Here is a 22065-nt window from a genome sequence, read left to right as displayed (position 1 = left end):
GTGTTGCTCCTGAGTCTCTTTAGACGAATACGGTCGGGATGGCCGGCTCCCCGTGCGAGAGCTTGAGGCCTTCCCACGGAAGGCTCACCAGCGCCCGCCGAAGCCGCTGGCGCGCGTCGTCCAGCGTGGGCAGATCATCCACCGTCCGGCCGTCCCGGACCAGCGGAATCTGCAATTCGTGGTCGTTCGGTCCCCGTTCCGGGACCTCGGACACGGCCGTCCAGATCACCTCTTCGACGGCGGTGCCGGTCTCGCGGTGCCGTCGCAGCGCGGATTTCCTGCCGCCGCGTGATTCCTTGTGCGCGCTGCGCTTGGCGACCGGCCTGCCGTCGACCTCCACGAGCTTGTAGACCATCCCGGCGGTCGGCGCGCCGGAACCGGTGACGACCGAGGTCCCGACGCCGTACGCGTCGACGGGTTCCGCTCGCAGCGCCGCGATGGCGTGCTCGTCGAGGTCGCCCGACACCACGATGCGGGTGTCCTTGGCGCCGAGGGCGTCCAGCTGCTCACGGGCCTTGCGCGCCAGCGGGCCCACGTCGCCGGAGTCGATGCGGATCGCGCCCAGTTCGGTCCCGGCCACCCGGACGGCCGTTTCGATGCCCTTGGTGATGTCGTAGGTGTCCACCAGGAGTGTGGTGTCGGTGCCCATCTTGTCCACCTGCGCGCGGAACGCCTGTTCCTCGCTGTCGTGCAGCAACATGAACGCGTGCGCGACGGTGCCCCGCGTCGGGATGCCGTAGCGGCGGCCCGCTTCGAGGTTGGAGGTCGTGGCGAAGCCGGCGAGGTACGCGGCCCGCGCGGCGGAGACGGCGGCGTACTCGTGTGTGCGGCGGCCGCCCATTTCGATGATCGGCCTGCCGTGCGCGGCGCCGGACATCCGCGCCGCGGCCGAGGCGATCGCGCTGTCGTGGTTGAGGATCGAGAGGATCAGCGTCTCCAGCACGACGGCCTCGCCGAAGGAGCCGGTGACGGTCAGGATCGGGGAGCCGGGGAAGTAGAGCTCGCCCTCGGGGTAACCGTCGATGTTCCCCGAGAAGGAGTAGTCCGCGAGCCACGAAAGGGTGGCGTCGTCGACGACGGCGGTCGCTTCCAGCTGGCTCAGCTCGGCGTCGGTGAACCGGAAGTCGGCGATCGCGTCGAGGACCCGCCCGGTGCCCGCGACGACGCCGTAGCGGCGGCCGTCGGGCAGACGACGTGCGAAGACCTCGAAGACGCACGGCCGGTCCGCCGTCCCATCGGACAGGGCGCTGGCCAGCATGGTCAGCTCGTAGTGGTCGGTGAGCAGCGCGGTGCTGGCGCCAGTGGCCGCCTCGGGGAAACCCATGGCACCAGCCTATTCACCCACATGGCCGGACCTGCCAGCCCATACCGGAACGGGCCCGTGACACCATGGAGTGCATGTCCACGCCTGTCGCATCCGAGCAGACGCAGGTTGATCCACAGGGAGTAGAGGTCGTCTCTGAGGACAAACCCTGGCGGACGGTCGTCTGGAACGATCCGGTGAACCTCATGTCGTACGTGACGTACGTGTTCCAGAAGCTGTTCGGTTACAGCCGGGACCACGCGACCAAGCTGATGCTCGACGTGCATCAGAAGGGCAAGGCGATCGTGTCGTCCGGTTCCAAGGAGAAGGTGGAGACCGACGTCGCGAAACTCCACGCGGCCGGCCTCTGGGCCACCATGGAGCAGCCTTCATGAACGGATGGCGCCGCAAGGGCGACACCATCGTCGCGGGGTTCGAGCAGCAGGAGGCCGCGGTGCTGCGCGGCCTGGTCAGCCAGCTGGAGGACATGCTCACCGCGCGCGCCGAAGAGGCGCCCCAGGACGAGCTGGCCGAGCTGACCGGTATCCGGATGGGCCCGACCGAATCGCCGGACGACCCGGTCCTGTCCCGGCTCCTGCCGGACTTCCACAAACTGGACCCGGACAACCCGACCCGCGAGGACATCGACTCGGCCGCCGCGATGCGGTCGATCCACGAGCCCGAGCTGCTGGACAAGAAGGTCGGCGTCGCCAAGATCGTGCTGGACACCCTGCCGCGTGACGGCGGGAACGTGCGGCTGACCTTCGAGCAGGCCGACGCGTGGCTGGGCGCGCTCAACGACGTCCGGCTCGCGCTGGGCACCGCGCTCGACGTCACCGAGGACATGCCCGACGAGCTGCCCGAAGACGATCCCCGCGCGCCGCATCTCGGCGTCTACCACTGGCTGACCTGGGTGCAGGAGACCCTCATCCAGTCGCTGACGTCATGATCACCGACGTCCCCGGCGTGCTGGTCGGGCATCACGAGCGGGTCGGCGACGGCTGGGCGACCGGGACGACGGTCGTGCTGGTCCCCGGCGGCGCGGTGGGGGCCGTCGACCAGCGCGGCGGCGCGCCCGGAACGCGCGAGACCAACCTGCTGGAGCCGGAGAACCTGGTCCAGCACGTCAACGCGATCTGCCTGTCCGGCGGGAGCGCGTACGGCCTGGCCGCCGCGGACGGCGTCATGCGCTGGCTCGCCGAGCGGAATCTGGGCATCCCGGTCGGCACCGAACCGCACGAGGTGGTGCCGATCGTGCCCGCCGCGGTGCTGTTCGACCTGCCGCGGAGCGAGTGGGGAAACCGTCCGGACGCCTCCTTCGGTTATGCGGCCTGCGAAGCGGCTGTCGGGGGTCCGGTCGCACTCGGGACCGTCGGTGCGGGAGCCGGGGCGAAGGCGGGATCACTCAAAGGTGGGATCGGGACGGCCTCGGAGAAGGTCGGGGAGTTCACCGTCGGCGTCGTCGCCGCCGTGAACGCCGCCGGCGAGGCCGTGGACCTCTCGACTGGCCGCGCCTACGCGGCGGATCACGAGGTCGACGGCGAGTTCGGCGTCCGCTGGCCCGACCGGCCGGGCGATGTCGAGGCGAAGGCCGCGGGCCTCAACACGACCATCGGCGTGGTCGCGGTCGACGCGGCGCTGTCCAAGGCGGAGGCGCGGAGGCTCGCGGTGGCCGCGCAAGACGGTCTCGCCAGGGCCGTGCGGCCCGCGCACACGATGTTCGACGGCGACACGGTGTTCGCGCTGGCCACCGGCGATCGGGAACTTCCCGGCGGCGCGGGCCCCGTCGCGGCGGCGAGGCGCGCGATGGTGCTGGACACGCTGTGCTCGGCGGCCGCGCGGGTCTTCGGGCGGGCGATGGTGCACGGCGTGCTCAACGCCACTTCCGCCGGAGGCATGCGCGCGTACCGCGACGTCTGGCCGGAGGCCCTCTCCTGACAACGCGGGTGTGAGTGGCGGCGATCTCAGAGTGTGGACCGGCCCTTTCCAGCACCTAAGATGGGCGACGTGCTCCGGATCCGCCGTGAACTCGTCGACGAGATCGTCGCCCATGCCCGTCGTGACCATCCCGATGAGGCCTGCGGGGTGATCGCCGGTCCCGAGGGATCGGACAGCCCCGAGCGATACATCCCCATGCTGAACGCGGCGCGCTCGCCGACGTTCTACGAGTTCGACTCGGGCGATCTGCTCAAGCTCTACCGCGAGATGGACGCCAACGACGAGGTCCCGGTGGTCATCTACCACTCGCACACCGCGACCGACGCCTATCCGTCCCGCACCGATGTCTCGTACGCCTCGGAACCCGACGCGCACTACGTGCTCGTTTCCACCAAGGACCCCGATTCGCACCAGTTCCGGTCGTACCGGATCGTGGACGGGGAGATCACCGAGGAGCCCGTCGAGATCATCGGCTGAACCGGGTCCGGGAATAACCCGGCCCGACCAGAACGTCTGCGTAGCAGAGAACCCACCGGAGGTAGAAAACCATGGCCGTGACCGTGTCCATCCCGACCATCCTGCGTACGCACACCGGCGGCGAGAAGTCCGTCGAGGCGACCGGCAAGACCGTGCTCGAGGTGATCGACGACATCGAGTCCCGCCACGGCGGCCTCAAGGCGCGCCTGGTCAAGGAAGAGAAGCTGCACCGCTTCGTCAACGTCTACGTCAACGACGAGGACGTCCGTTTCTCCGGCGGTCTCGAGGCCGAGGTCAAGGACGGCGACACCCTGACCATCCTGCCCGCCGTGGCCGGTGGCTGATCGATGGCTCGCTTCGAGTCCCTGCTCGACGCGCTCGGCGGCACGCCGCTGGTCGGCCTTCCCCGGCTTTCGCCCACCCATGACGTGCGGTTGTGGGCGAAGCTGGAGGACCGCAACCCGACCGGTTCGATCAAGGATCGCCCCGCGCTGGCGATGATCGAGGCCGCCGAGCGCGAAGGCATCCTCCGGCGCGGCTCCACGATCCTGGAGCCGACGTCGGGCAACACCGGGATCTCGCTCGCGATGGCCGCGAAGCTCAAGGGCTACGGCCTGGTGTGCGTGATGCCGGAGAACACTTCGACCGAGCGCAAGCAGCTACTGCAGGCGTACGGCGCGCGGATCGTCTTCTCCCCGGCCGCCGGCGGCTCCAACGAAGCCGTGCGCCGGGCGAAGGAACTGGCCGAGGCCAACCCGGACTGGGTGATGCTCTACCAGTACGGCAACCCGGCCAACGCCGAAGCGCACTACCGCGGCACCGGGCCCGAACTGCTCAAGGACCTGCCGACCCTGACGCATTTCGTCGGCGGCCTCGGCACCACCGGCACCCTGGTCGGTGTCGGGCGCTACCTGCACGAGGCGAAGCCGGACGTGCAGATCATCGCGGCCGAACCACGCTACGGCGAGCTGGTGTACGGCCTGCGGAACCTCGACGAGGGCTTCGTCCCGGAGCTCTACGACGCGAGCGTGCTCAACGGCCGGTACTCCGTCGGCGCGTACGACGCGCTTCGCCGGACGCGCGAGCTGCTGGAGCACGAAGGCATCTTCGCGGGGATCTCGACGGGTGCCGTGCTGCACGCGGCGCTGGCCGTCGCCGAGAAGGCCGCCGCCGCGGGGAAGCCCGCCGATGTGGCCTTCGTGGTCGCTGACGCGGGGTGGAAGTACCTCTCGACGGGCGCGTATTCCGGCTCGCTCGACGAAGCGGCCGAGAGGCTCGACGGGCAGCTCTGGGCCTGATTCATCTCTTCGCGCGCGCTATGAAAGGTCCTTTCCTTGCAAAATTTGCAAGGAAAGGACCTTTCATAGCGTTTGGGGGGGCGCGGCCGGGGGTTGGGGTGGGCCCTCTCCAGCTGCGGCAAAGAGGCCTTTCGCTGCAAGATTTGTCATGAAAGGGTCGTTCAAGACGTTTTTCGTCCTCAACGACCCTTTCATGACCTTCGGGACGCGCTGGCCACCGTGCCCCCAATGTGGCATTGGGGACGCTCAACGACTCCAACGCCACATCGGGAGCCCCGAGCGCGGGCACCGACGAGCCACCTCTGCCGTTCCCTCTATCGCTTACGAGGCGGCCGCGGCGCTGGCACGATGGCGCGTATGAAGGTCATCGGGTTGCTGGGCGGGATGAGCTGGGAATCGTCGGCCGAGTACTACCGGCTGGTCAACGAGCGCGTCCGCGAGTTGCGCGGCGGGTATCACTCCGCGCGCACCGTGCTGTACTCAGTGGACTTCGCCGAAATCGAAGCGATGCAGGCCGACGGGCGCTGGGACGACGCCGGGCGGGAACTGAACCGCGCCGCCCTCGCCCTCGAAGCCGCCGGAGCGGACTTCGTCGTCCTCTGCACCAACACGATGCACAAGGTCGCCGACCAGCTCACCGACGGCCTGGGCGTGCCGCTCCTGCACCTCGCCGACACCACGGCCGCCGCGATCAAGGCCCGCGAAATCACCAGGGTCGGGCTCCTCGGCACCGGTTTCACCATGGCCCAGCCGTTCTACCGCGAACGTCTCGCCGCGCACGGTCTCGACGTGCTCGTGCCGAGCGAGAGCGACCGCGAGACGGTGCACCGGGTCATCTACGACGAGCTCGTCCACGGTGTCGTCACGGAGGATTCCCGTGAGCGATACCGCGAGGTCATCGCGCGGCTCGTCGAGGCGGGCGCGGAGGGCGTCATCTACGGCTGCACGGAGATCGAACTGCTCGTGGGCCCCGAAGACAGCCCGGTGCCCACGTTCCCCACCACCAGGCTGCACGCCGAAGCGGCCGTGGGCTACGCGCTGGGCAAGGCCTCCCTTCCTCCCACGGCGTGACGTTCGTGCTGGGCGACGGCCTGCCGCCACAGCCTGTCCTGTTCCTCACCGGTGAATCCGCCGCGAGCCACCCCGAAGACGTCCTCGATCGCCGTCCACCACTCGGCCGGTGATTCCAGCACGGTCTTGCCGCCCGGCAGACCGCTCAAGGTCAGCGCGCGCAGCGAATCCACTCCCTCCGCGTCGCGCCGCTGCACCACCAGCGTGCGGACGAAGCCGGAATCCTCCGCCGTCGACAGCTCGATGTGCTTCTCGGCGAAGTCGGCCATCACGGCCGCCTCCGGCGCGAAGTCCATCCCGACGAAACTGCCCTGCGGATCGTGGTCGAACCGCCAGCCGCCCGGCGTGACCTCCGAGGGCCGCATGCGGAACACCAGCGGCCCCTGCTTGTACTCGCCCTCACGCAGTGGGATCGGCTCGTGGATGCCGTCCCCGAGCCCGACGTCGACCAGCCACCCGGCCTCGGGCTCCTCCGGCAGCCCGGTCACCGTCAGCGCCAGGTGGTTGAGGTGGATCCCGGACGGCGCGCCCGGCATCTGCGCCCCGCTCGGATGCCGGGTGACCTGGTAACCGAGCGACCGCAGCAGGGCCGAGAACGCACCGTTGAGGTGATAGCAGTAGCCGCCGCGGCCGGCGGCGATCCGGCCGAACGACACCGCCGGGTCCAGCGAGGTGACCCGGCCCAGCTGGACTTCGAAATCCTCGTACGGCACCCGCTCCACATGGGCCCTGTGCAGCCGGAAGAGTGCGTCGAGGCTCGGCGGCTCGTGCTCGAGGCCGAGTCGCGCGAGGTAGGCCGGCACGTCGACGTGCTCGGAAGAAGGAATCCCCATGTGATCGACCGTAACGGCACCCACCGACAAATCAGGGTTCTCACGGAGGCGATCTCGCCGTTCGCCGACGTAGCCTGGGGAGGTGACCACTTTGCCTCCCCTGCCGGCCCCGGCGAGCGAGCCGTCCGGTACGGATCCGGCCAAACGCGTCCTGCCACCGAACCCGAGGGCCGCGGCGATCGTCGCGCTGGCCTTCACCGCGCTGCTCTACCTGGTCGAACTGGTCGACGTCGTGTTGCCCGTCGACCTCGACCAGAGCGGCGGCATCGTCGCCCGCGAGGTCTCCGATCTCGACGGCGTGCTCTGGGCGCCGCTGCTGCACGCGGGCTGGGGGCATCTGTTCTCCAACACCGTCCCGGTGCTGGTGTTCGCCTTCCTCGCGATGTCCGCGGGCATCGGCCGGTGGGTGCTGGTCACCGCGATCATCTGGGTGCTCTCCGGCATCGGTGTCTGGCTGATCTCGCCGGGCGGCACGGTGACCGTCGGAGCGTCCGGAGTCGCCTTCGGCTGGCTCGCGTTCCTGCTGGTCCGCGGCATTTTCAACCGTGCGGTCGGGCAGATCCTGGTGGCCGTGGTGCTGCTCGGCATCTGGAGCGGGATGCTCTGGGGACTGCTTCCGGGTGATCCGAACGTCTCATGGCAGGGTCACCTGTTCGGTGCGCTGTCCGGTGTCTTCGCGGCCTGGTTGATGGCGCGGGTGGACAGGTCCCAGGCCAGGAAAGCGACCGGTCCCGGTAGCCTCGCCGTGTGACCAAGCCGAGCGCCGACGCCCCCATCGGCGTCTTCGATTCCGGAGTGGGCGGGCTCACCGTCGCCAGGGCGATCCTGGAACAGCTGCCCGGTGAGCAGTTGCGCTACGTCGGCGACACCGCCCGTAATCCGTACGGTCCGCTTCCCATCGCCACCGCGCGCCAGTACGCGCTCGAAGCGCTGGACGACATCGTCGAAGGCGGGGTGAAGGCGCTGGTCATCGCCTGCAACACCGCCTCCGCAGCCTGCCTTCGCGACGCGAGGGAGCGCTACGACGTCCCCGTGATCGAGGTCGTCCTCCCGGCCGCGCGCCGGGCAGTGTCCGCCACGCGCTCCGGCCGCATCGGTGTGATCGGGACCGAGGGCACCGTGCGGTCGCGCGCCTACGACGACGCCTTCAACGCCGCGCAGGACGTCGAGATCACCAGTGTCGCGTGCCCGCGGTTCGTGGACTTCGTCGAACGCGGGATCACCACCGGGCGCCAGGTGCTGGGGCTCGCACAGGGCTATCTCGAACCACTGCTGGACGCGCAGGTCGACACGCTGGTCATGGGCTGCACGCACTACCCGTTGCTGTCCGGGGTGCTGCAGATCGTCATGGGCCAGGACGTCACGCTGGTGTCCAGCGCCGAGGAGACCGCGCGTGACCTCGTGCGCGTCCTCACCGAGGCCGACCTCCTCGCCGAACGCGACACCCCGCCGCGGCACGAGTTCGTCGCCACCGGATCCGCCGAGCCGTTCACCAGACTCGCTCAGCGGTTCATGGGCTTCGCTCCGGGTGTGCTGGCTCCCACCAGCGCCTAAAATCGCCGATTCCGTGCTTAAGGTGTCACAGTGCGTCTCACGATCCTCGGCTGCTCCGGCAGCATCCCCGGGCCCAACGCCGCCGCGTCCGGCTACCTGATCGAGGCGGACGGGTTCGTCCTGGGGCTCGAACTCGGCAACGGGACGCTCGCCAGGCTTCAGGCGCTGCGCGACCCGTTCGACCTGGACGCGTTGATCCTTTCGCATCTGCACCCCGATCACTGCGCCGACGTCAGCGCCCTCACCGTGCTGAGGCGCTACCACCCCACGCTGCCGTACCCGGCGAGGCCGCGGCGGCTGCCGGTGTACGGGCCGTCGGACGTGCGAGAGCGCCTCACCTACGCGTACGCGGCGAACGAGGACGAGCGGGCGACCACCGACCTCTCGGACGTCTTCGCCTTCGACGTCCTGCGGGCCGAGCCGATGAAGATCGGGCCGTTCGAGGTCACCGCGGTCCCGGTCGACCATCCGACCCCGGCGTTCGGCCTGCGGTTCGCGCACGGCGGCAAGACGCTGGCCTACACCGGGGACACCGGCGTCTGCGACACCCTGACCGATCTCGCGGGCGGCGTCGACGTCCTGCTGTCCGAAGCGTCGTGGACCGACTCGCCCGACCGGCCCGCCGGCGTCCACCTGTCCGGCAAGGAAGCGGGTGAGCTGGGGCGCAAGGCCGGGGTCGGGCGGCTGCTGCTCACCCACGTCGCGCCCTGGACCGACCGCGACGCGGTCCTCGCCGAGGCGTCCGTCGCGTTCCCCGCGGCCGAGCTGGTCGAGCAGGGCGCTGTCTACGACCTCTGACGCGGGGTTCTAGAGTGGCTGCCGTGGCGAGAAAAGACGGCAGGAACGACGACCAGCTTCGCGACATCAAGATCACCCGCGGCTTCCAGCGGTGGCCCGCGGGCTCGGTGTTGATCGAGTTCGGCGACACCCGGGTGCTGTGCGCGGCGAGCGTCACCGAAGGCGTCCCCCGCTGGCGGGCCGGTTCCGGCCTCGGCTGGGTCACCGCCGAGTACGCGATGCTGCCCTCGGCGACCAACACCCGCAGCGACCGCGAATCCATCAAGGGCCGCGTCGGCGGCCGCACCCACGAGATCTCCCGGCTGATCGGCCGGTCCCTGCGCGCCTGCATCGACCTGGCGGCGCTGGGGGAGAACACGATCGTCATCGACTGCGACGTCATCCAGGCCGACGGCGGCACCCGCACGGCCGCGGTGACCGGCGGCTACGTCGCGCTCGCCGACGCCGTCACCTGGCTCGGCGCGGCGGGCCGCCTCGCCGACCCGCAACCGCTTTCGTCTTCGGTGGCCGCGGTGAGCGTCGGCGTCGTCGACGGCCGGGTGCGCCTCGACCTGCCCTACGAAGAGGACTCGCGCGCGGAGGTCGACATGAACGTCGTCGCCACCGACACGGGCACCCTCATCGAGGTGCAGGGCACCGGCGAGGGCGCCACCTTCGCGCGGTCTACTTTGGACACCATGCTGGACGTGGCGCTCGCGGGCTGCGAGGAGCTGACCCGGTTGCAGACCGAGGCGCTCGCGTTGCCGTACCCCGGCGAACTGCCCGAGCCGCGTCCGGACAAGAAGAAGGGCGCGAAGTGACCAAGTTGCTCCTCGCCACCCGCAACGCGAAGAAGCTCGGCGAACTCCGGCGCATCCTGGTCGCCGAAGGGATCGAGGGCGTCGAGGTCATCGGCCTCGCCGACCTCCCCGAGTTCCCCGAAGCACCCGAAACCGCTCCGGACTTCGAAGGCAACGCGCTCGCGAAGGCCCAGGACGCGGCCGCCGCAACCGGTCTTCCGGCCATCGCCGACGATTCGGGCATCGCCATCGACGCGCTCAACGGCATGCCGGGCGTGCTCTCGGCGCGCTGGTCGGGCAAGCACGGCGACGACGAGGCGAACCTGGATCTCGTGCTGGCGCAGCTGTCCGACACCCCTGACGAGCGCATGGGCGCGGCTTTCGTCTGCGCGGCCGCGTTGGTCGTCCCCGGTGGCGACGAGACCGTGGTGCGCGGGGAATGGCGCGGTTCGCTGATCCGGGAACGCCGTGGTGCCAACGGATTCGGGTACGACCCGATCTTCGTGCCGGAGGGCGAGACGCGGACGTCCGCGGAGCTGGAACCGTCCGAAAAGGACGAAGCTTCGCACCGGGGGAAGGCGTTGCGCGCGTTGGTGGGAGAGCTGCGGAAGCTGACCGGCTGACCGTCAGCGGGTCCGCACGTTGGGCCCGAGTTCGTCGAGCCCGATGATGCGATCTTTCGGTCGTGCGCGGAGGCTGATGTCGAGATCCGCCAACGGCCGGACGTCGACCGCATCTCCCTCGTCGTCGGCGTAGATGAAGATGTCCTTCAGAGTGGGGTGCGAGGCGAGCGGGCCGAGGTCGTTCAGCGCGCACGACGAGAGAATGAGCGACGACAATGGAAGTTCGGCCAGTGGGGTCAAATCCGTCATGTCGGCCGCGCTCACCGAAAGGTAGGTCAGGCCGGGGAACGTCTCGGCGATCGACTGTGCGGTGATTCCGGTCTGCAATTCGCTATGCAGGCTCAACATGTCGATTCCGGCAATCGGCGGTGTGGCGGCGAGTGCGCGACGAGAACACTCCCACAGACTCAGCTTGGTCAGTGAAGTCATCGCGGCTAGGGCTTTGAGACTCGTGACTGAGCGCAGGTGATCGAGCGTCAGCGTACGCACCTGCGTCAGGCGGCTGAACGCTTCCAGACCGCGCCACGGCGAGGACCGGAAGATGGTCAGCTCTCCCAGTGCTGCCAAGGAACTCAGGGCTTGCAGACCGGTGTACTTCTTGGCGAAGTACAGGCTGATCTCCGTCAACGCCGGATGGTCGGTCAGGGAGGTCACGTCCACAGCGGCGTTTTCGGTGAAGTCCAGGTCGACTACCCGAAGAGCCGGGGCGTCCGCGAGCAGGCCGAGATCGGACTGTTTCTCGGAGCCGGGGAGTCTTACGGACAAGGCGTCGAGATGGCGAAGCCTTCCCGTGTACGGCACCAGCCTGCCTGCATTGACTTCGAACTTGCCGTTCTGCAAAGGGGAATCTGCCAGGACTTCGTCGGCGAAGCGTTCCGGATCGAAGTATTGCCAAGCCTCACTGAGCTGCATTTGCACTTTCTCCCGGCTGTCCTGGGCGTAGCTGCGCAGAAGCGGCAAGGCGTCGTCAACCGCGGTGAGCGTGGCCGCCCGGACGGTCGCGGCGGCTGCCGCCTCGCTGAGCCCGTCGGTGGTTTCCGGGAGATAGCGCAAAAGCCGGGGTCCGACAGAGGCGAGAGACTGGGTTTCGCGAAGGTCTCGCGGCGGGACGAGATGCTCTCGGATGACCTTTTCGACCCGTTCGATCACGGCCGGATCGACGTTGCTGACCGTCTCCAGGCAGGCCGCCGCGAGCAGCCGCAAGCGACGTGTGTGCCGCTGTTCCGCGTCGGCCCGGTCGAGGATTTCGGTGAGCAGCTTGTCGGCCTGATGGTGTTTGGCGTGACCGCAGGCCATGATCACGGTTTCCCGCCAGGTGTCCCGATGCGCGTTCGCGATCAGGGTGTCCAGATAGCGTGCCTCGGTGGCCTCGTTCGCGGCGAGGAATTCCTGGAAGGTCCGGTGCACGAAGTCCACCCGGCCGCTCACCGGCTCCCGCAGCACGCCGCTGCGTTCGAGGAGATGGTTCAGCACTTCTTCGGCGTCGTGGTCGACATGCGGGATCCAGCGCAGCCGGTACGCGATGTGCTCCAGGACCTCGTCCTTCGGCAGTTCGACCTTGCCACTGGAGGTGAGCCGCCAGGCGAGATGCCCGAGCAGGATCAGTTTCTGCTGTTCGGTGAGCAGGACGGTGATGCTGCGCGCCGTGTCGCGCAGGTGCAGCAGCATCGACAACGCCTTGCGGTACAAGTCCATCCGGTCGCGTGGCAGTTCCGAACGGTGCGCCCAGTTCAACGCGCACAGCATCGAGCAGAGCAGCGGGCTCGAAGCCAGTGTGCGCAGATGTGGCCGGTTGCTCAATTGGTTCAGCAGCCGTCGCCGGGCTTCGTCGAGATCCTCGTCGGGGCGAACCGAAACCGCGGCCTCGTGCCATTTGTCGACGAGCGCGTGGATGTCGGTCGCGCTCATCGGTTCCAGCAGAACGGAACCGAAGCCTTCCTGGTACAGCCACCGCTGGTCGGCGGCCGCGCTCCGAGAGGTGACGACGAAACGTGCTTCCGGATAGGTCAGCCCGAGTTCATGGAGCCAGTCCTTGACCTTGCGGCGGCGGGGAGGTTCGACCTCGTCGACGCCGTCGACCAGGATCATCGCCTTTCCGCTTCGCAGCACACGGTCCGCCCAGTTCGCGGGCGCCCGTCCGGCGAGTGTGGGGGCGGCGTGAGCCACGAAGTGTTCGGCGCCGGGGAGTTCGCCGGAGGCGAAGCTCCGCAGCCGGATCGGGAACGGGACGAATCCGTTCCACGAAGCCAGCTTCCCGGTGAAGCGCCCGCCCGCCGCGCTGATCGCGAGCCAGTTCAGCAGAGTGGTCTTGCCGGAACCCGCTTCGCCTCGGACCAGTGTGCGATGCTCCTCGCCGATCGCGCTTTCGGCCCGCATGGTCGTCCCGTCGCGGCGGGCGGGGTGTTTCCCGAACCAGTCCTCCGGGCGGTCGTCCTTGCGCGAGCGTTCCGAGGAGACGGAAAGGCTGAGGTAGGCGACCGTCAGCGGCAATGTCGGCTGGTCGTCTTTGGTCAGTCCGAGCAGGTCGAGCCTGTCCAGTTTCCGGGAGAGCAGGCTCAGGTACTCCGCCTTGAACTCCGCGTCGTGGTCGGTTCCCGCAGGAGCGGTGAGGCTCGTCTTCGGGATCCGCGCGAGGAGTTGGTCCAGCTGGTCCGATTGCCGGGTCAGCCGTCCCAAGATCTCGGCGAGCGTCGTCGGCTGGAACGACGGCAGATGCCGCACCACCATCACCAGGTGGCGGCATGCCTGATCCAGCGCCAGTTCGTACAGATCCGCCGCGCGCTCGGCGAGCATGGCCGAGCGCGCGGGGAACTGTTCGCGGACGCGCCGGGCCAGGAGTTCCGGGTCGGCGTCGTCCGCCAGGAGGGCTTCATCGGAGAGATCGACCTTGCCGAGCGTGTCCTCGACCGCGAGGAACGCCGCGGTGATCTCGTTTTCGGGCAGCGTCGAGAACCGTGCGGTGAGGACCGGCTTCAGCTCTTCGGCCACTTGCAGGCCGATCGTCTCCACCAGGTTCTCGAGTTTGCGTTTCTCCAGCGGCCCTTTGAGTTCGTCCGCCGCCAGTTCGGCGAGGCTCGACTCGCGTTCGGTCTTATTCCGCCGTCGTCGCAGCCACGACTTCGCCGCGTGCGTGGCGATACTGCCGCCCAGTTTGAGTGCGGGTCCCTCCAGCCCCGTCATCGTCAGGACGCCAGGTCGAGGTCCCGCAGCAGCTTCGCGACATGTCCCGTGGCGCGCACGTTGTACTGCGCCACGGCGATCTTGCCCTCGGGGTCGACGACGAATGTCGAGCGGATGACGCCTTCGTAGACCTTGCCGTAGTTCTTCTTCTCGCCGAAGGCGCTGTACGCCTTGAGAACGGTCTTCTCCGTGTCGGACAGCAGCGGGAAGGTCAGCCCTTCCGCCTCGACGAACTTCGCCAGCTTCGCGGGCTTGTCGGGCGAGATGCCGAGCACCTGGTAACCGGCGTCGTTGAGCTGCGCGAGGCTGTCCCGGAAGTCGCAAGCCTGCTTCGTGCAGCCCGGCGTGCCGGCGTTCGGGTAGAAGTACACGACGACCGACTTGCCGCGGAAGTCGCTGAGCTTGACGTCGTTGCCCTCACTGTCCGGGAGGGTGAAGTCGGGCGCTTTGTCGCCGGGGGAAAGTCGCTGCTCGGTCATGACGCACACGGTAGCGAACCGGCGGCGTCAGACCTTTCCGCAGTACTTCGCGGCGACGGGCTCCGAGGGACTCGGCCGCACCTGGAGGCGCAGCCTCACCGGCCTGTCCGGAACGGCGAAGGCGAGGTTCAGCTGGACCGACCGGCCGGGCGCCACGTCCTTGCCCGCGTCCGCGATGCCGTTGTAGCCCTGCACCGGGTCGACGACCTGTTTGACCGAGGAGGTCTCCCCGTCGACCTCGCCCGTCACGGACAAGCCGGAGAGCCGGTAGGTGCCCTCGCCCGCGTTCGTCACCTCGATGCCGAAGGCCACCGCGCGCGGGCTCTGCGGGTACGCCGACGCGCTGGGGCGGAACGCTTTCGGCGCGGACACGGAGATCGTCACCCCGGTCGAGAACCGGTGCGGGGCACCGAAGGCGAGGTCGCCTTCCGCGTGCGTCGCGGCCAGGCCCTGCGCCGGGGCGTCCGCGCCGAGCACGGCTGCCCCTTTTTCCGGTGCCGGAACCCCGCACGCGGCCGCCAGCAGCAACGAGCAGGCGGCGATCAAGAGCTTCGGGGTGCGCGGGGGCGCCATGTGGGGTTACTCCAGTCGGCGGTGCGGGTGGGCCGTTCGAGGTAGGTATTAGTGCCGAAGAGTCCAGACTGACGGTCTTCCGCAGCCGAGAGGAGCGGCGAGGCCGGGTTGAGGCGCACCTGGTGTACAGCCGTGGCCGATCCGTGATCGGAAGGACACGACTAGTGACAGTCGTCACCTCGGTGGCACAGCGCCGAGGGGTCAGACGGCGAAGGCGAAGAACAGGATGAAGATCGCCAGACCGGACACCCAGGCCACGATCAGCCAGCCGAAATCGCGCATCGGATCGACCGCCCGGCTTTCCTCGCCGGGGACGTAGACGCCGCGCTCTTCGAACCAGTCGGCCCAACGGGTCAGCCAGCGAATGGGGCTTCGAGACGCCATGTCGTCACAGTACGGGTATGGATGAGCCGCGTCAGCCAAGGAGGGGCCGCCCAAAAGGGCGAATCGGGCGCACCGGCTATCGCCCACTAGGCCCTTTTGTCCAACTTGTTCACCCGTCAGGCTGTAACGATGGCGCTGGGAATAGATATCTACAGTCGCTTCCAATCCGTTACCAATTGGCAGGCCGTCAAGGATCACGGCGTGACCTTCGTCTTCGTCAAGCTCACCGACGGCGGTGGTCTGCCGAACGGCGGGCGCAACACCGGCGACGCGCTGGTGGCGGGCGCGAGATCCGTGGGAATCCCGGTGGGCGGCTATCACTACGCCCAGGCGAGCCCCTCGCCCGAGGCGCAGGCCGACGTGTTCATCGCGGAGGTCCGGCGGCTCGGGGCGACCGGCTGCGTCCCGATGTTCGACCTCGAGGACAACCCGCCGGGTTCGGGGGCGCCGAACATCCCCGACGGGCGCAAGCGGGACTTCTCGATCAAGTTCTGCAACCGCGTGGCGGAACACGGGTTCCGCCCCGGGATCTACATGAACAACTCACTCGCCAAGATGTTGCGCCCCGACCGGTTCGGCGTACGGGACCTCGTCATCTGGATCGCGCGCTACGGGGCGAAACCCGATGCCGCGGCGGGCCACTATGACGTGCACCAGTACTCGGACGCCGGGCACATCCCCGGTATCCGCGCGAGCGGTGTCGACCTCAACGAGTCCTACACGAACGCCCACTTGACCGGCGGCGGCGCTGCCCCGACGCGGAAGGCGACGACAGAACTCATGGAACGCAGGACCATTCCGGCCAGCATGGACACCACGTCGGTACGGCTGCTGCTCTCGGGGAGCGAGACGGCCGCGATCATCGTGCGGCCGCGTATCGATGGCGACGGCACCACCGACTCACCTGTCTACCAAGGGAACATCTACGCCTGGGGGAGCGACAAGGTCGGCATCGGCTACAACCCGATGGACCAGCCCGGGTTCGTCTCCAAGACGGTTTCGCACCGGCGCTACCGGCTGCCCGGCGCGGTGTGGGCCGACTTCGAGTACAGCTCGGCCGTGGATTTCGAGATCGACATCGTCGGCTGAGCCCGGAAGTCCGTGAAGGCCTCCTTCACTACCTTGAGGGTAGGGAAGGAGGCCTTCACGGACTTCCGGTTCGTGGCACGATGGCCGGATGACGAACTTCCGAAAGGGCCATGCCGCGTAGAGCGCCCGCACAGGTCCGCCGAGGACTGCGACCTCGGCGGCCGGCCGAATACGGTGAGGGCTTCTCGCCCGCACTCGCCGCCGAGCTCGCCCGGCTCGAACGTTCCCGGAACTACCTCGGCCCCGGCGCGATCCGGACCGCGCTCCGTCTCTGGCGAGAGTTCACCGCGAACCCGTACCGACGGCTTTGGGTCGACAGCGAAGGTTGCGGTGTCTGGGAGTGCTGCGGTGACCCCAGGCAGGCGAGGAAAATGCTCGAAGGCGTTCTCCTCGCTCTTCCGACGAGACTCGCCAAGGAGTTGCGCAGGCACATCGATCTCGAACCTTGATCAAGAGAAGGTGACGACCTGCCGGACCGCGGCGCCGCGCCGCAGCCGGTCGAATCCCGTGTTGATCTCCTCCAAGCCGATCCGGTGCGTCAGCAACGCCTCCACGGGCAGCAGCCCGGCCCGGTAAAGAGCGATGAAGCGGGGGATGTCGCGCCGGGGGACGCACGAGCCGAGGTAGCTGCCGCGCAGCGTCTTTTCCTCGGCCACCAGGCTTTGCGCGGGCAGCGCGATCTCGGCGGACGGGTCGGGAAGGCCGACGGTGACCGTGGTGCCACCGGGCCGGGTCGCCCGGTAGGCCTGGTGCAGGGCGGCGACCACGCCGGTGGTGTCGACGGCGTGGTCGGCGCCGCCGCCGGTGAGTTCCTTGATCGCCTCGACGTCGCCCTCGAGGGCGTGGGTGGCGCCGAGGGACAGCGCCAGCTCGCGCTTTTCGGCCACGAGGTCCACCGCCACCAGTGTGGCCGCGCCGGCCGCCTTCGCGGCGAGGAGCGCGGCGAGGCCGACGCCACCGAGGCCGAACACGGCGACGCTGTCTCCCGGCCGTACGTCGGTCGCGTTGAAGACGGCGCCGGCGCCGGTGAGGACCGCGCAGCCGAACAGGGCCGCGACGTCGAACGGCAGGGTGTCGTCGACGGCGACCACCGAACGCGCCGAGACGACGATGTGTTCGGCGAACGCGGAGACGCCAAGGTGGTGCCCCGGGCGGCCGTCGGGGGAGGACCAGCGGGTGCCGCCGCCGAGCAGGGTGCCGTTCCGGTTCGACTCGGCCGCGGGGGCGCACAGGGCGGGACGTCCGGTGAGGCAGGGGCGGCAGTCGCCGCAGGACGGCACGAACGACAGCACGACATGCTGACCTGTCGTGAAGCCGGCGCCCGGCCCCGCTTCGACCACCTCGCCCGCGGCCTCGTGTCCCAGGACCATCGGCAGCGGCCGGGGCCGGGAGCCCTCGATCACCGAGAGATCCGAGTGGCACAGCCCGGCGGCCCGCACCCGGACGAGCAGTTCACCCGGCCCGGGCGGCTCCAGCGTCATCGTCTCGATCTCCAGCGGGCGGCCGACTTCACGGAGGACCGCGCCCCGGACCCGCATCATCGCCCGCTCCCGGCGGGGACACAGGTGGTGACCTGGCGTTCGGCCAGCAGCGGCACGACCTCGCCGAGCACGATCCGCCGGAAGTGCTCCGACTCGCAATGGCCGGTGAAGTCCTGTTCGGACTCGTACTCCTCGACGATCACCACCACTCCGTCCTCGGTTCCGGAGTGGACGGTGTAGCGGACACATCCGGGCTCACGCCGTGAGGCGGCGGCCATCGGCTCCAGCAGTTCGAGGACGCGGTCCCGGTGCTCGGTCACATACCGGGCCACCACGACGAAACTCATTTTTCTCCTGCGCTCAGCTGGGACCGGGTCAGCGACCACAGCCCCGAATCGGACGACGCGGCGCCCAGTGCGCCCATCGCGAGGGAATGGGCCACCCCGGACCGGTCGGTGACGAAACCGGCCGCCACGAACGGGGACATGGTTTCGCGGGCCTGCGCCGACATCCAGGGGATGATCGGCGCGGGCATGAGCTCCACCAGGTCGGGGCGGCTGCGTTTCACCGCTTCCAGGCTGCGGTTCAGATTCGACCGGTCGGTGACGAACACCTTGTGCATCGTGAGCATCGACAACGTGCGTGCCCGTTCGATCGGGGCGACCCGGGTGCTGACCACCCCGGTCGCCCCGATCTCCTGGAGGAAGTCCACGCCACCGCGGTCGGTGGCGAGGCCGGGACAGGAGTCGATGTTGACGAAGAGGACCTTCTCCAGTCCCGTCAGCACCGGCACGATCTTGGCCAGCTGCCCGACCGGGACCGCCGCGAGGATGCCGACGCGGGACGCCGAGTTCGCGAAATCGCCCACCTTGGCGGTGCCGACCACCGACGCGCAGACCGGGACGTCCGCGAACGCCGCCGTGATCCTCTCGTTCATACGGTCCACAGTGGTCGATCAGCTCCTGGAGTCAAGGGGGTTCGGCCCGAAGTCACTGGGCAGTCCGAGTTTCCCCGGGTTGAGCAGGCCCTGCGGGTCGAGGGTCCGCTTCACGGCGACGAAGGTGTCGAAGCCCGTGCCGAGCGTGTCCGCGAGGTACGGCCCGCGAAGCAGCCCGGAACCGTGGTGGTGGCTGAGCGCGGCACCGTGGCGCACGAGCACGGCGTTGGCCGCGTCCCACGCCGAGCGGTACCAGTGCCGCCGCTTCTCCGGCTCCACGTCACCACGCAGCGAGAAGTACAGGCAAGCGCCGTCGGTGTAGGCGTGCGACTGGTGCGCGGACGCGGCCAACGTGCCGGGAACGGCCTTGATCGCGGCCACGACCTCGTCGTAGATCGCAGGCAGCGCCGACCACGCCCCGGCCATCTCGAGGGTGTCGGCGACGAAACCCGGGCCGGGCGTGAACCCGTCGGCCGACTTGCCGACCAGCATCCGCTCGTCCAGCCAGCGCTCGAAGAGGGCCGGTCCGTCCAGTTCGGATCCGGTCGCCGCGCAGACCTCGGAGCTGACGCGGAGCATCGCGTCGACCAGCACCGGGTCGCCTTCGTCGGCGATCAGCAGCAGGTTGGTGTCCGGCAGGCCGAAATGCGTTCCGCTCTCCAGCTTGTCGTAGAGCCGCATCGCGGCCGGGGTCGCGCCGCGCTGCATGATCAGACGGCACGCCTCCAGCCCCTCGGCGAAGGTTTCGAAACCGTAGGCGACGGCCTTGGCGTAGTCGGGCAGCGGATGCGTGCGCAGCCGGACGGAGGTGATCACGCCGAGCGTGCCTTCCGAACCGACGAACAGCTGGCGCAGGTCGGGACCGGTGGCTGCCCGCGGGTAGTCGCCGAACCGGGCGAGGGTGCCGTCGGCCAGCACGACGTCGAGGCCGACCACCATGTCCTCGATCTTCCCGTAGCGGGTGGAGAGCTGGCCCGCGCCGCGGCAGGCCACCCAACCGCCCACAGTGGACAGTGCGAAGGCCGATGGCCAGTGCCCCGTGGTGGCACCGTGCGTCTTCTGCAGTTCGGTTTCGAACAGGTCGCCGAACATGCCTGCCTGCACGTCGACGATCTGGGAGTCCGCGTCGAAGGACAGGATCCGGTTCAGCCCGCAGACGTCCAGCACCACCCCGCCGAACACCGGCAGCGCGGCGCCGGTGACGTTGCTGCGCCCGGCGGACACGGTCAGCGGCACCCCGTGCTCACCGCACAGCCGGACCACGGCCTGGACCTGCTCGACCGTGCTCACTTCGGCGATCACCGCGTCCGGGGTCGCCGGGTTTCCCGCGGTCTCGCCGATCATCGAACCGGCCCACCAGTCGCGGGTCCGCAGTACGACCTCGTCGTGCTCGGTGTGCACCGCGTCCGCGACGTCGCGCAGCGACTCGGTCAGCGCGGCGGGCACGGCGACGGTGGCCGTCTGCAGCGACGCCGGCCCCTGACCGGGCGGGGTGCGGTCGCCCCAGCGCGGCGGCGTCGGCGCGCCGACCACGTACTTGCCCCGGTTGAACGGGTGGGCGATGGCCTGGCTGCTGATCATGCGTTGTCTCCCAACAGAATCGACTTCTCCCGGGCGACGTCCGCCCGATAGTCCTCCACTTGCGCGGCCACGGTTTCCGGCGACAGCCCGAGTTCGGCGCCGAGCAGTTCGCCCACGAGCGGAGCGGCCTCGGCGGAGGCGTCCCTGGCGAACAACCGCAGCCGGGTGCGCCGGGACAGCACGTCGTCCACCGAGCGCGCCATTTCCGACCTGGCCGCGAACACGACCTCGGCCTTGAGATGCGGCTGGCCGGGGATGAGCGGCTCGCCGAGCGCCGGGTCCTCGTCGACGAGCTCGCTCACGAAACGGGCTTCGGTGCCGTAGCGGCCGCCGAGGTGCGCGGCGATCCCGCCGGTCGCCGCGGTGGCCTCAGCGTCGTATCCGGCGCCGCCGAGCAGAGGCAGGTTCTTGGTGCGGCAGCGGGCTTTGCGTCCCAGCAGGCCGAGCGCCTTGTCCACCACGAGCTCGCCCATATGCCTGCTGGTGGTGAGTTTGCCGCCGGTCACGGTGACCATGCCCGACGCGACGGTGATGTGGTGATCGCGCCGCATGTCGAGGGTGGTGCCCTCGGATCCGCCGACGAGCGGCCGCAGTCCCGCGTAGCTGCCCAGCACGTCCTCGGGGCCGAGCTTGGTGTCGAAGGCGATCGTGGCGCCTTCGAGCAGGAACTCCATTTCGTCGCGCGTGCAGTGCACGTCGTCGGTCGGGCCTTCGTAGTCGGTGTCGGTGGTGCCGACGACGACCACGTCGCCCCAGCGGGTGCACGTCGCCCGCCTCGCGCGGCCCGGGATCGGGACGGTCACCGTGCAGTCGTTGCGGATCTTCGACCACGGCAACACGATGTGGACGCCCTTCGCCGGGCGCACCTGAGGCCGGTGTCCCGCGGAGGCCATGCCGTCGACGCTGTCCGCCCACACTCCGGTCGCGTTGACGACCACGCGTGCCCGGACGTCGATCCGCTCGCCGTCGGCTTCGACCGTCGCACCGGTCACCCGTCCGCCGGTGGTGCGGAGGCCGGTCACCGCGGCGCCGTTGACGACGACCGCGCCGAGCCGGGCCGCGCTGCGCACGATCGCGAGGGTCAGCCGGGCGTCGTCGGCGCGGCTGTCGTAGTACATCAGTCCGCCGCGCAGATGGTCCGCGCGCAGGGTGGGGGCGTGCGCCAGCACCTCGTCGACCGTGAGCCGCTGGTGCAGCTTGCCGATCCGCCAGCCGCCCGCGAGATCGTAGGTCCACAAGAGACTCTCGAAGGCGCGGGCGATCCTGGCGTCGAAAACGCCGTCCTTCGCCAGGATGGGGAACAGGAAAGGCAGGCGCTGCACCAGATGCGGGGCGTTGCGGCGGAACCTCTGGCGCTCCAGCAGCGAATGCCGGACCAGATCCAGGTTGCCCTGCTCGATGTAGCGCAGCCCGCCGTGCACCATCTTGGACGATTTGGACGACGTCCCCGAGGCGAAGTCGTCCCGTTCGACCAGTGCGACGGAAAGGCCACGGGAGACGGCGTCCAGCGCGGTGTAGGCGCCGGTGATCCCGCCGCCGATCACCAGCAGGTCGAACTCGCCGGTATCGAGTCCGGTCAACGCGGTGCGACGATCCAGCCGCAAGGGTGCCGAAGGGGTCGCTCCCGCGGCGACGGCGTTCGGCCGCCGGGACGGCAGTGTGAACATTGAGGAGCCTTTCCGATCAG

25 protein-coding genes are annotated in these 22065 nt (G+C 69.2%); 14 read left to right on the top strand and 11 right to left on the bottom strand.

All coding sequences use genetic code 11. The features are described 5' to 3' along the window. Nucleotides 1-19: 19 nt before the first annotated feature. Entirely contained in the window at nucleotides 20-1324 is a 1305-nt protein-coding gene (locus DMH01_RS04065) for a nicotinate phosphoribosyltransferase (protein WP_125673753.1), read from the bottom strand. Between the two features lie 74 nt (nucleotides 1325-1398). On the opposite strand from DMH01_RS04065, the gene clpS reads away from it, so the two are divergent. From clpS to DMH01_RS04030, 7 genes are all read left to right on the top strand, one after another. Continuing rightward, on the top strand, nucleotides 1399-1698 hold the full coding sequence (gene clpS / locus DMH01_RS04060) for an ATP-dependent Clp protease adapter ClpS (protein WP_005165655.1): 300 nt from the start codon (nucleotides 1399-1401) through the stop codon (nucleotides 1696-1698). After that, nucleotides 1695-2252, top strand: a complete 558-nt coding sequence (locus DMH01_RS04055) for a DUF2017 domain-containing protein (protein WP_034308812.1) — start codon at nucleotides 1695-1697, stop codon at nucleotides 2250-2252. The genes clpS and DMH01_RS04055 overlap by 4 nt, the downstream gene beginning before the upstream one ends. Beyond that, nucleotides 2249-3241: a P1 family peptidase gene (locus tag DMH01_RS04050; protein WP_125673752.1), complete on the top strand. Its 993-nt coding sequence runs from the start codon at nucleotides 2249-2251 to the stop codon at nucleotides 3239-3241. The genes DMH01_RS04055 and DMH01_RS04050 overlap by 4 nt, the downstream gene beginning before the upstream one ends. A gap of 60 nt (nucleotides 3242-3301) precedes the next feature. Next, nucleotides 3302-3718, top strand: coding sequence for a Mov34/MPN/PAD-1 family protein (locus DMH01_RS04045; protein ID WP_016336788.1), 417 nt, complete (start codon nucleotides 3302-3304; stop codon nucleotides 3716-3718). Between the two features lie 71 nt (nucleotides 3719-3789). After that, nucleotides 3790-4062, top strand: coding sequence for a MoaD/ThiS family protein (locus DMH01_RS04040; protein WP_005165659.1), 273 nt, complete (start codon nucleotides 3790-3792; stop codon nucleotides 4060-4062). Between the two features lie 3 nt (nucleotides 4063-4065). Then, on the top strand, nucleotides 4066-5016 hold the full coding sequence (locus DMH01_RS04035; protein ID WP_125673751.1) for a PLP-dependent cysteine synthase family protein: 951 nt from the start codon (nucleotides 4066-4068) through the stop codon (nucleotides 5014-5016). A gap of 357 nt (nucleotides 5017-5373) precedes the next feature. Then, entirely contained in the window at nucleotides 5374-6087 is a 714-nt protein-coding gene (locus DMH01_RS04030; RefSeq protein WP_125673750.1) for an aspartate/glutamate racemase family protein, read from the top strand. Here DMH01_RS04030 and DMH01_RS04025 read toward each other — a convergent pair. Continuing rightward, a complete protein-coding gene (locus DMH01_RS04025) occupies nucleotides 6048-6920 on the bottom strand; it encodes an arylamine N-acetyltransferase (RefSeq protein WP_125673749.1) in 873 nt (290 codons plus the stop codon). The two genes, DMH01_RS04030 and DMH01_RS04025, sit on opposite strands and share 40 nt — an antisense overlap. An 82-nt stretch (nucleotides 6921-7002) precedes the next feature. Between DMH01_RS04025 and DMH01_RS04020 the strand changes: the two genes are divergently transcribed. From DMH01_RS04020 to rdgB, 5 genes are read left to right on the top strand one after another with little or no spacing between them, the layout of a single operon-like run. Further along, a complete protein-coding gene (locus DMH01_RS04020) occupies nucleotides 7003-7671 on the top strand; it encodes a rhomboid family intramembrane serine protease (RefSeq protein ID WP_370323337.1) in 669 nt (222 codons plus the stop codon). Beyond that, the gene (murI, locus tag DMH01_RS04015) at nucleotides 7668-8474 is read left to right on the top strand and encodes a glutamate racemase (protein WP_007028257.1); all 807 of its coding nucleotides are present in this window, start codon (nucleotides 7668-7670) and stop codon (nucleotides 8472-8474) included. The genes DMH01_RS04020 and murI overlap by 4 nt, the downstream gene beginning before the upstream one ends. 30 nt (nucleotides 8475-8504) lie before the next feature. Continuing rightward, a complete protein-coding gene (locus tag DMH01_RS04010) occupies nucleotides 8505-9272 on the top strand; it encodes an MBL fold metallo-hydrolase (RefSeq protein WP_125673748.1) in 768 nt (255 codons plus the stop codon). A gap of 23 nt (nucleotides 9273-9295) precedes the next feature. Continuing rightward, a complete protein-coding gene (gene rph / locus DMH01_RS04005) occupies nucleotides 9296-10072 on the top strand; it encodes a ribonuclease PH (protein ID WP_125673747.1) in 777 nt (258 codons plus the stop codon). Continuing rightward, nucleotides 10069-10674 (top strand): RdgB/HAM1 family non-canonical purine NTP pyrophosphatase, encoded by a 606-nt coding sequence (gene rdgB, locus DMH01_RS04000; RefSeq protein ID WP_125673746.1) that lies wholly within the window; start codon nucleotides 10069-10071, stop codon nucleotides 10672-10674. Before rph ends, rdgB begins: the two co-directional genes overlap by 4 nt. Before the next feature lie 3 nt (nucleotides 10675-10677). Here the strand turns inward: rdgB and DMH01_RS03995 are convergent, their stop codons facing one another. The 4 genes from DMH01_RS03995 to DMH01_RS03980 form a co-directional block, all read right to left on the bottom strand. Then, nucleotides 10678-13854: an NACHT domain-containing NTPase gene (locus DMH01_RS03995; protein WP_125673745.1), complete on the bottom strand. Its 3177-nt coding sequence runs from the start codon at nucleotides 13852-13854 to the stop codon at nucleotides 10678-10680. A gap of 2 nt (nucleotides 13855-13856) precedes the next feature. Beyond that, complete coding sequence (gene bcp, locus DMH01_RS03990; protein WP_034308781.1) at nucleotides 13857-14333, bottom strand: thioredoxin-dependent thiol peroxidase; 477 nt, start codon at nucleotides 14331-14333, stop codon at nucleotides 13857-13859. Between the two features lie 27 nt (nucleotides 14334-14360). Further along, nucleotides 14361-14906 (bottom strand): hypothetical protein, encoded by a 546-nt coding sequence (locus DMH01_RS03985; RefSeq protein ID WP_125673744.1) that lies wholly within the window; start codon nucleotides 14904-14906, stop codon nucleotides 14361-14363. 201 nt (nucleotides 14907-15107) lie between these two features. Further along, nucleotides 15108-15290, bottom strand: a complete 183-nt coding sequence (locus DMH01_RS03980) for a hypothetical protein (protein ID WP_034308775.1) — start codon at nucleotides 15288-15290, stop codon at nucleotides 15108-15110. A gap of 129 nt (nucleotides 15291-15419) precedes the next feature. On the opposite strand from DMH01_RS03980, the gene DMH01_RS03975 reads away from it, so the two are divergent. Continuing rightward, entirely contained in the window at nucleotides 15420-16379 is a 960-nt protein-coding gene (locus DMH01_RS03975; protein WP_125673743.1) for a glycoside hydrolase family 25 protein, read from the top strand. A 110-nt stretch (nucleotides 16380-16489) separates the two neighbouring features. Beyond that, a complete protein-coding gene (locus DMH01_RS03970; protein WP_125673742.1) occupies nucleotides 16490-16828 on the top strand; it encodes a hypothetical protein in 339 nt (112 codons plus the stop codon). Here DMH01_RS03970 and DMH01_RS03965 read toward each other — a convergent pair whose 3' ends face one another. From DMH01_RS03965 to DMH01_RS03945, 5 genes are read right to left on the bottom strand one after another with little or no spacing between them, the layout of a single operon-like run. Further along, a complete protein-coding gene (locus DMH01_RS03965) occupies nucleotides 16829-17920 on the bottom strand; it encodes a zinc-binding dehydrogenase (protein WP_233621392.1) in 1092 nt (363 codons plus the stop codon). Next, nucleotides 17917-18207, bottom strand: coding sequence for a putative quinol monooxygenase (locus DMH01_RS03960; RefSeq protein ID WP_125673741.1), 291 nt, complete (start codon nucleotides 18205-18207; stop codon nucleotides 17917-17919). The genes DMH01_RS03965 and DMH01_RS03960 overlap by 4 nt, the downstream gene beginning before the upstream one ends. After that, nucleotides 18204-18797: a glycerol-3-phosphate responsive antiterminator gene (locus DMH01_RS03955; RefSeq protein WP_125673740.1), complete on the bottom strand. Its 594-nt coding sequence runs from the start codon at nucleotides 18795-18797 to the stop codon at nucleotides 18204-18206. Before DMH01_RS03955 ends, DMH01_RS03960 begins: the two co-directional genes overlap by 4 nt. An 18-nt stretch (nucleotides 18798-18815) precedes the next feature. Further along, entirely contained in the window at nucleotides 18816-20378 is a 1563-nt protein-coding gene (locus DMH01_RS03950; protein ID WP_125673739.1) for an FAD-binding oxidoreductase, read from the bottom strand. Continuing rightward, a complete protein-coding gene (locus tag DMH01_RS03945; RefSeq protein WP_125673738.1) occupies nucleotides 20375-22045 on the bottom strand; it encodes a glycerol-3-phosphate dehydrogenase/oxidase in 1671 nt (556 codons plus the stop codon). Before DMH01_RS03945 ends, DMH01_RS03950 begins: the two co-directional genes overlap by 4 nt. Between the last annotated feature and the right edge of the window lie 20 nt (nucleotides 22046-22065).

It is taken from the genome of Amycolatopsis sp. WAC 04182, from assembly GCF_003947465.1.
Classification (GTDB): domain Bacteria; phylum Actinomycetota; class Actinomycetes; order Mycobacteriales; family Pseudonocardiaceae; genus Amycolatopsis.
The sequence above is the reverse complement of the archived record's forward strand: the minus strand, read 5'-3'. Positions and strand labels throughout refer to the sequence as shown.

Coding starts and splice junctions, on each gene's coding strand:
- DMH01_RS04065 (WP_125673753.1), bottom strand. CDS start 1,324: ATGGGTTTCCCCGAGGCGGCCACTGGCGCCAGCACCGCGCTGCTCACC.
- clpS (WP_005165655.1), top strand. CDS start 1,399: ATGTCCACGCCTGTCGCATCCGAGCAGACGCAGGTTGATCCACAGGGA.
- DMH01_RS04055 (WP_034308812.1), top strand. CDS start 1,695: ATGAACGGATGGCGCCGCAAGGGCGACACCATCGTCGCGGGGTTCGAG.
- DMH01_RS04050 (WP_125673752.1), top strand. CDS start 2,249: ATGATCACCGACGTCCCCGGCGTGCTGGTCGGGCATCACGAGCGGGTC.
- DMH01_RS04045 (WP_016336788.1), top strand. CDS start 3,302: ATGGGCGACGTGCTCCGGATCCGCCGTGAACTCGTCGACGAGATCGTC.
- DMH01_RS04040 (WP_005165659.1), top strand. CDS start 3,790: ATGGCCGTGACCGTGTCCATCCCGACCATCCTGCGTACGCACACCGGC.
- DMH01_RS04035 (WP_125673751.1), top strand. CDS start 4,066: ATGGCTCGCTTCGAGTCCCTGCTCGACGCGCTCGGCGGCACGCCGCTG.
- DMH01_RS04030 (WP_125673750.1), top strand. CDS start 5,374: ATGAAGGTCATCGGGTTGCTGGGCGGGATGAGCTGGGAATCGTCGGCC.
- DMH01_RS04025 (WP_125673749.1), bottom strand. CDS start 6,920: ATGGGGATTCCTTCTTCCGAGCACGTCGACGTGCCGGCCTACCTCGCG.
- DMH01_RS03995 (WP_125673745.1), bottom strand. CDS start 13,854: ATGACGGGGCTGGAGGGACCCGCACTCAAACTGGGCGGCAGTATCGCC.
- bcp (WP_034308781.1), bottom strand. CDS start 14,333: ATGACCGAGCAGCGACTTTCCCCCGGCGACAAAGCGCCCGACTTCACC.
- DMH01_RS03985 (WP_125673744.1), bottom strand. CDS start 14,906: ATGGCGCCCCCGCGCACCCCGAAGCTCTTGATCGCCGCCTGCTCGTTG.
- DMH01_RS03980 (WP_034308775.1), bottom strand. CDS start 15,290: ATGGCGTCTCGAAGCCCCATTCGCTGGCTGACCCGTTGGGCCGACTGG.
- DMH01_RS03975 (WP_125673743.1), top strand. CDS start 15,420: ATGGCGCTGGGAATAGATATCTACAGTCGCTTCCAATCCGTTACCAAT.
- DMH01_RS03970 (WP_125673742.1), top strand. CDS start 16,490: ATGCCGCGTAGAGCGCCCGCACAGGTCCGCCGAGGACTGCGACCTCGG.
- DMH01_RS03965 (WP_233621392.1), bottom strand. CDS start 17,920: ATGATGCGGGTCCGGGGCGCGGTCCTCCGTGAAGTCGGCCGCCCGCTG.
- DMH01_RS03960 (WP_125673741.1), bottom strand. CDS start 18,207: ATGAGTTTCGTCGTGGTGGCCCGGTATGTGACCGAGCACCGGGACCGC.
- DMH01_RS03955 (WP_125673740.1), bottom strand. CDS start 18,797: ATGAACGAGAGGATCACGGCGGCGTTCGCGGACGTCCCGGTCTGCGCG.
- DMH01_RS03950 (WP_125673739.1), bottom strand. CDS start 20,378: ATGATCAGCAGCCAGGCCATCGCCCACCCGTTCAACCGGGGCAAGTAC.
- DMH01_RS03945 (WP_125673738.1), bottom strand. CDS start 22,045: ATGTTCACACTGCCGTCCCGGCGGCCGAACGCCGTCGCCGCGGGAGCG.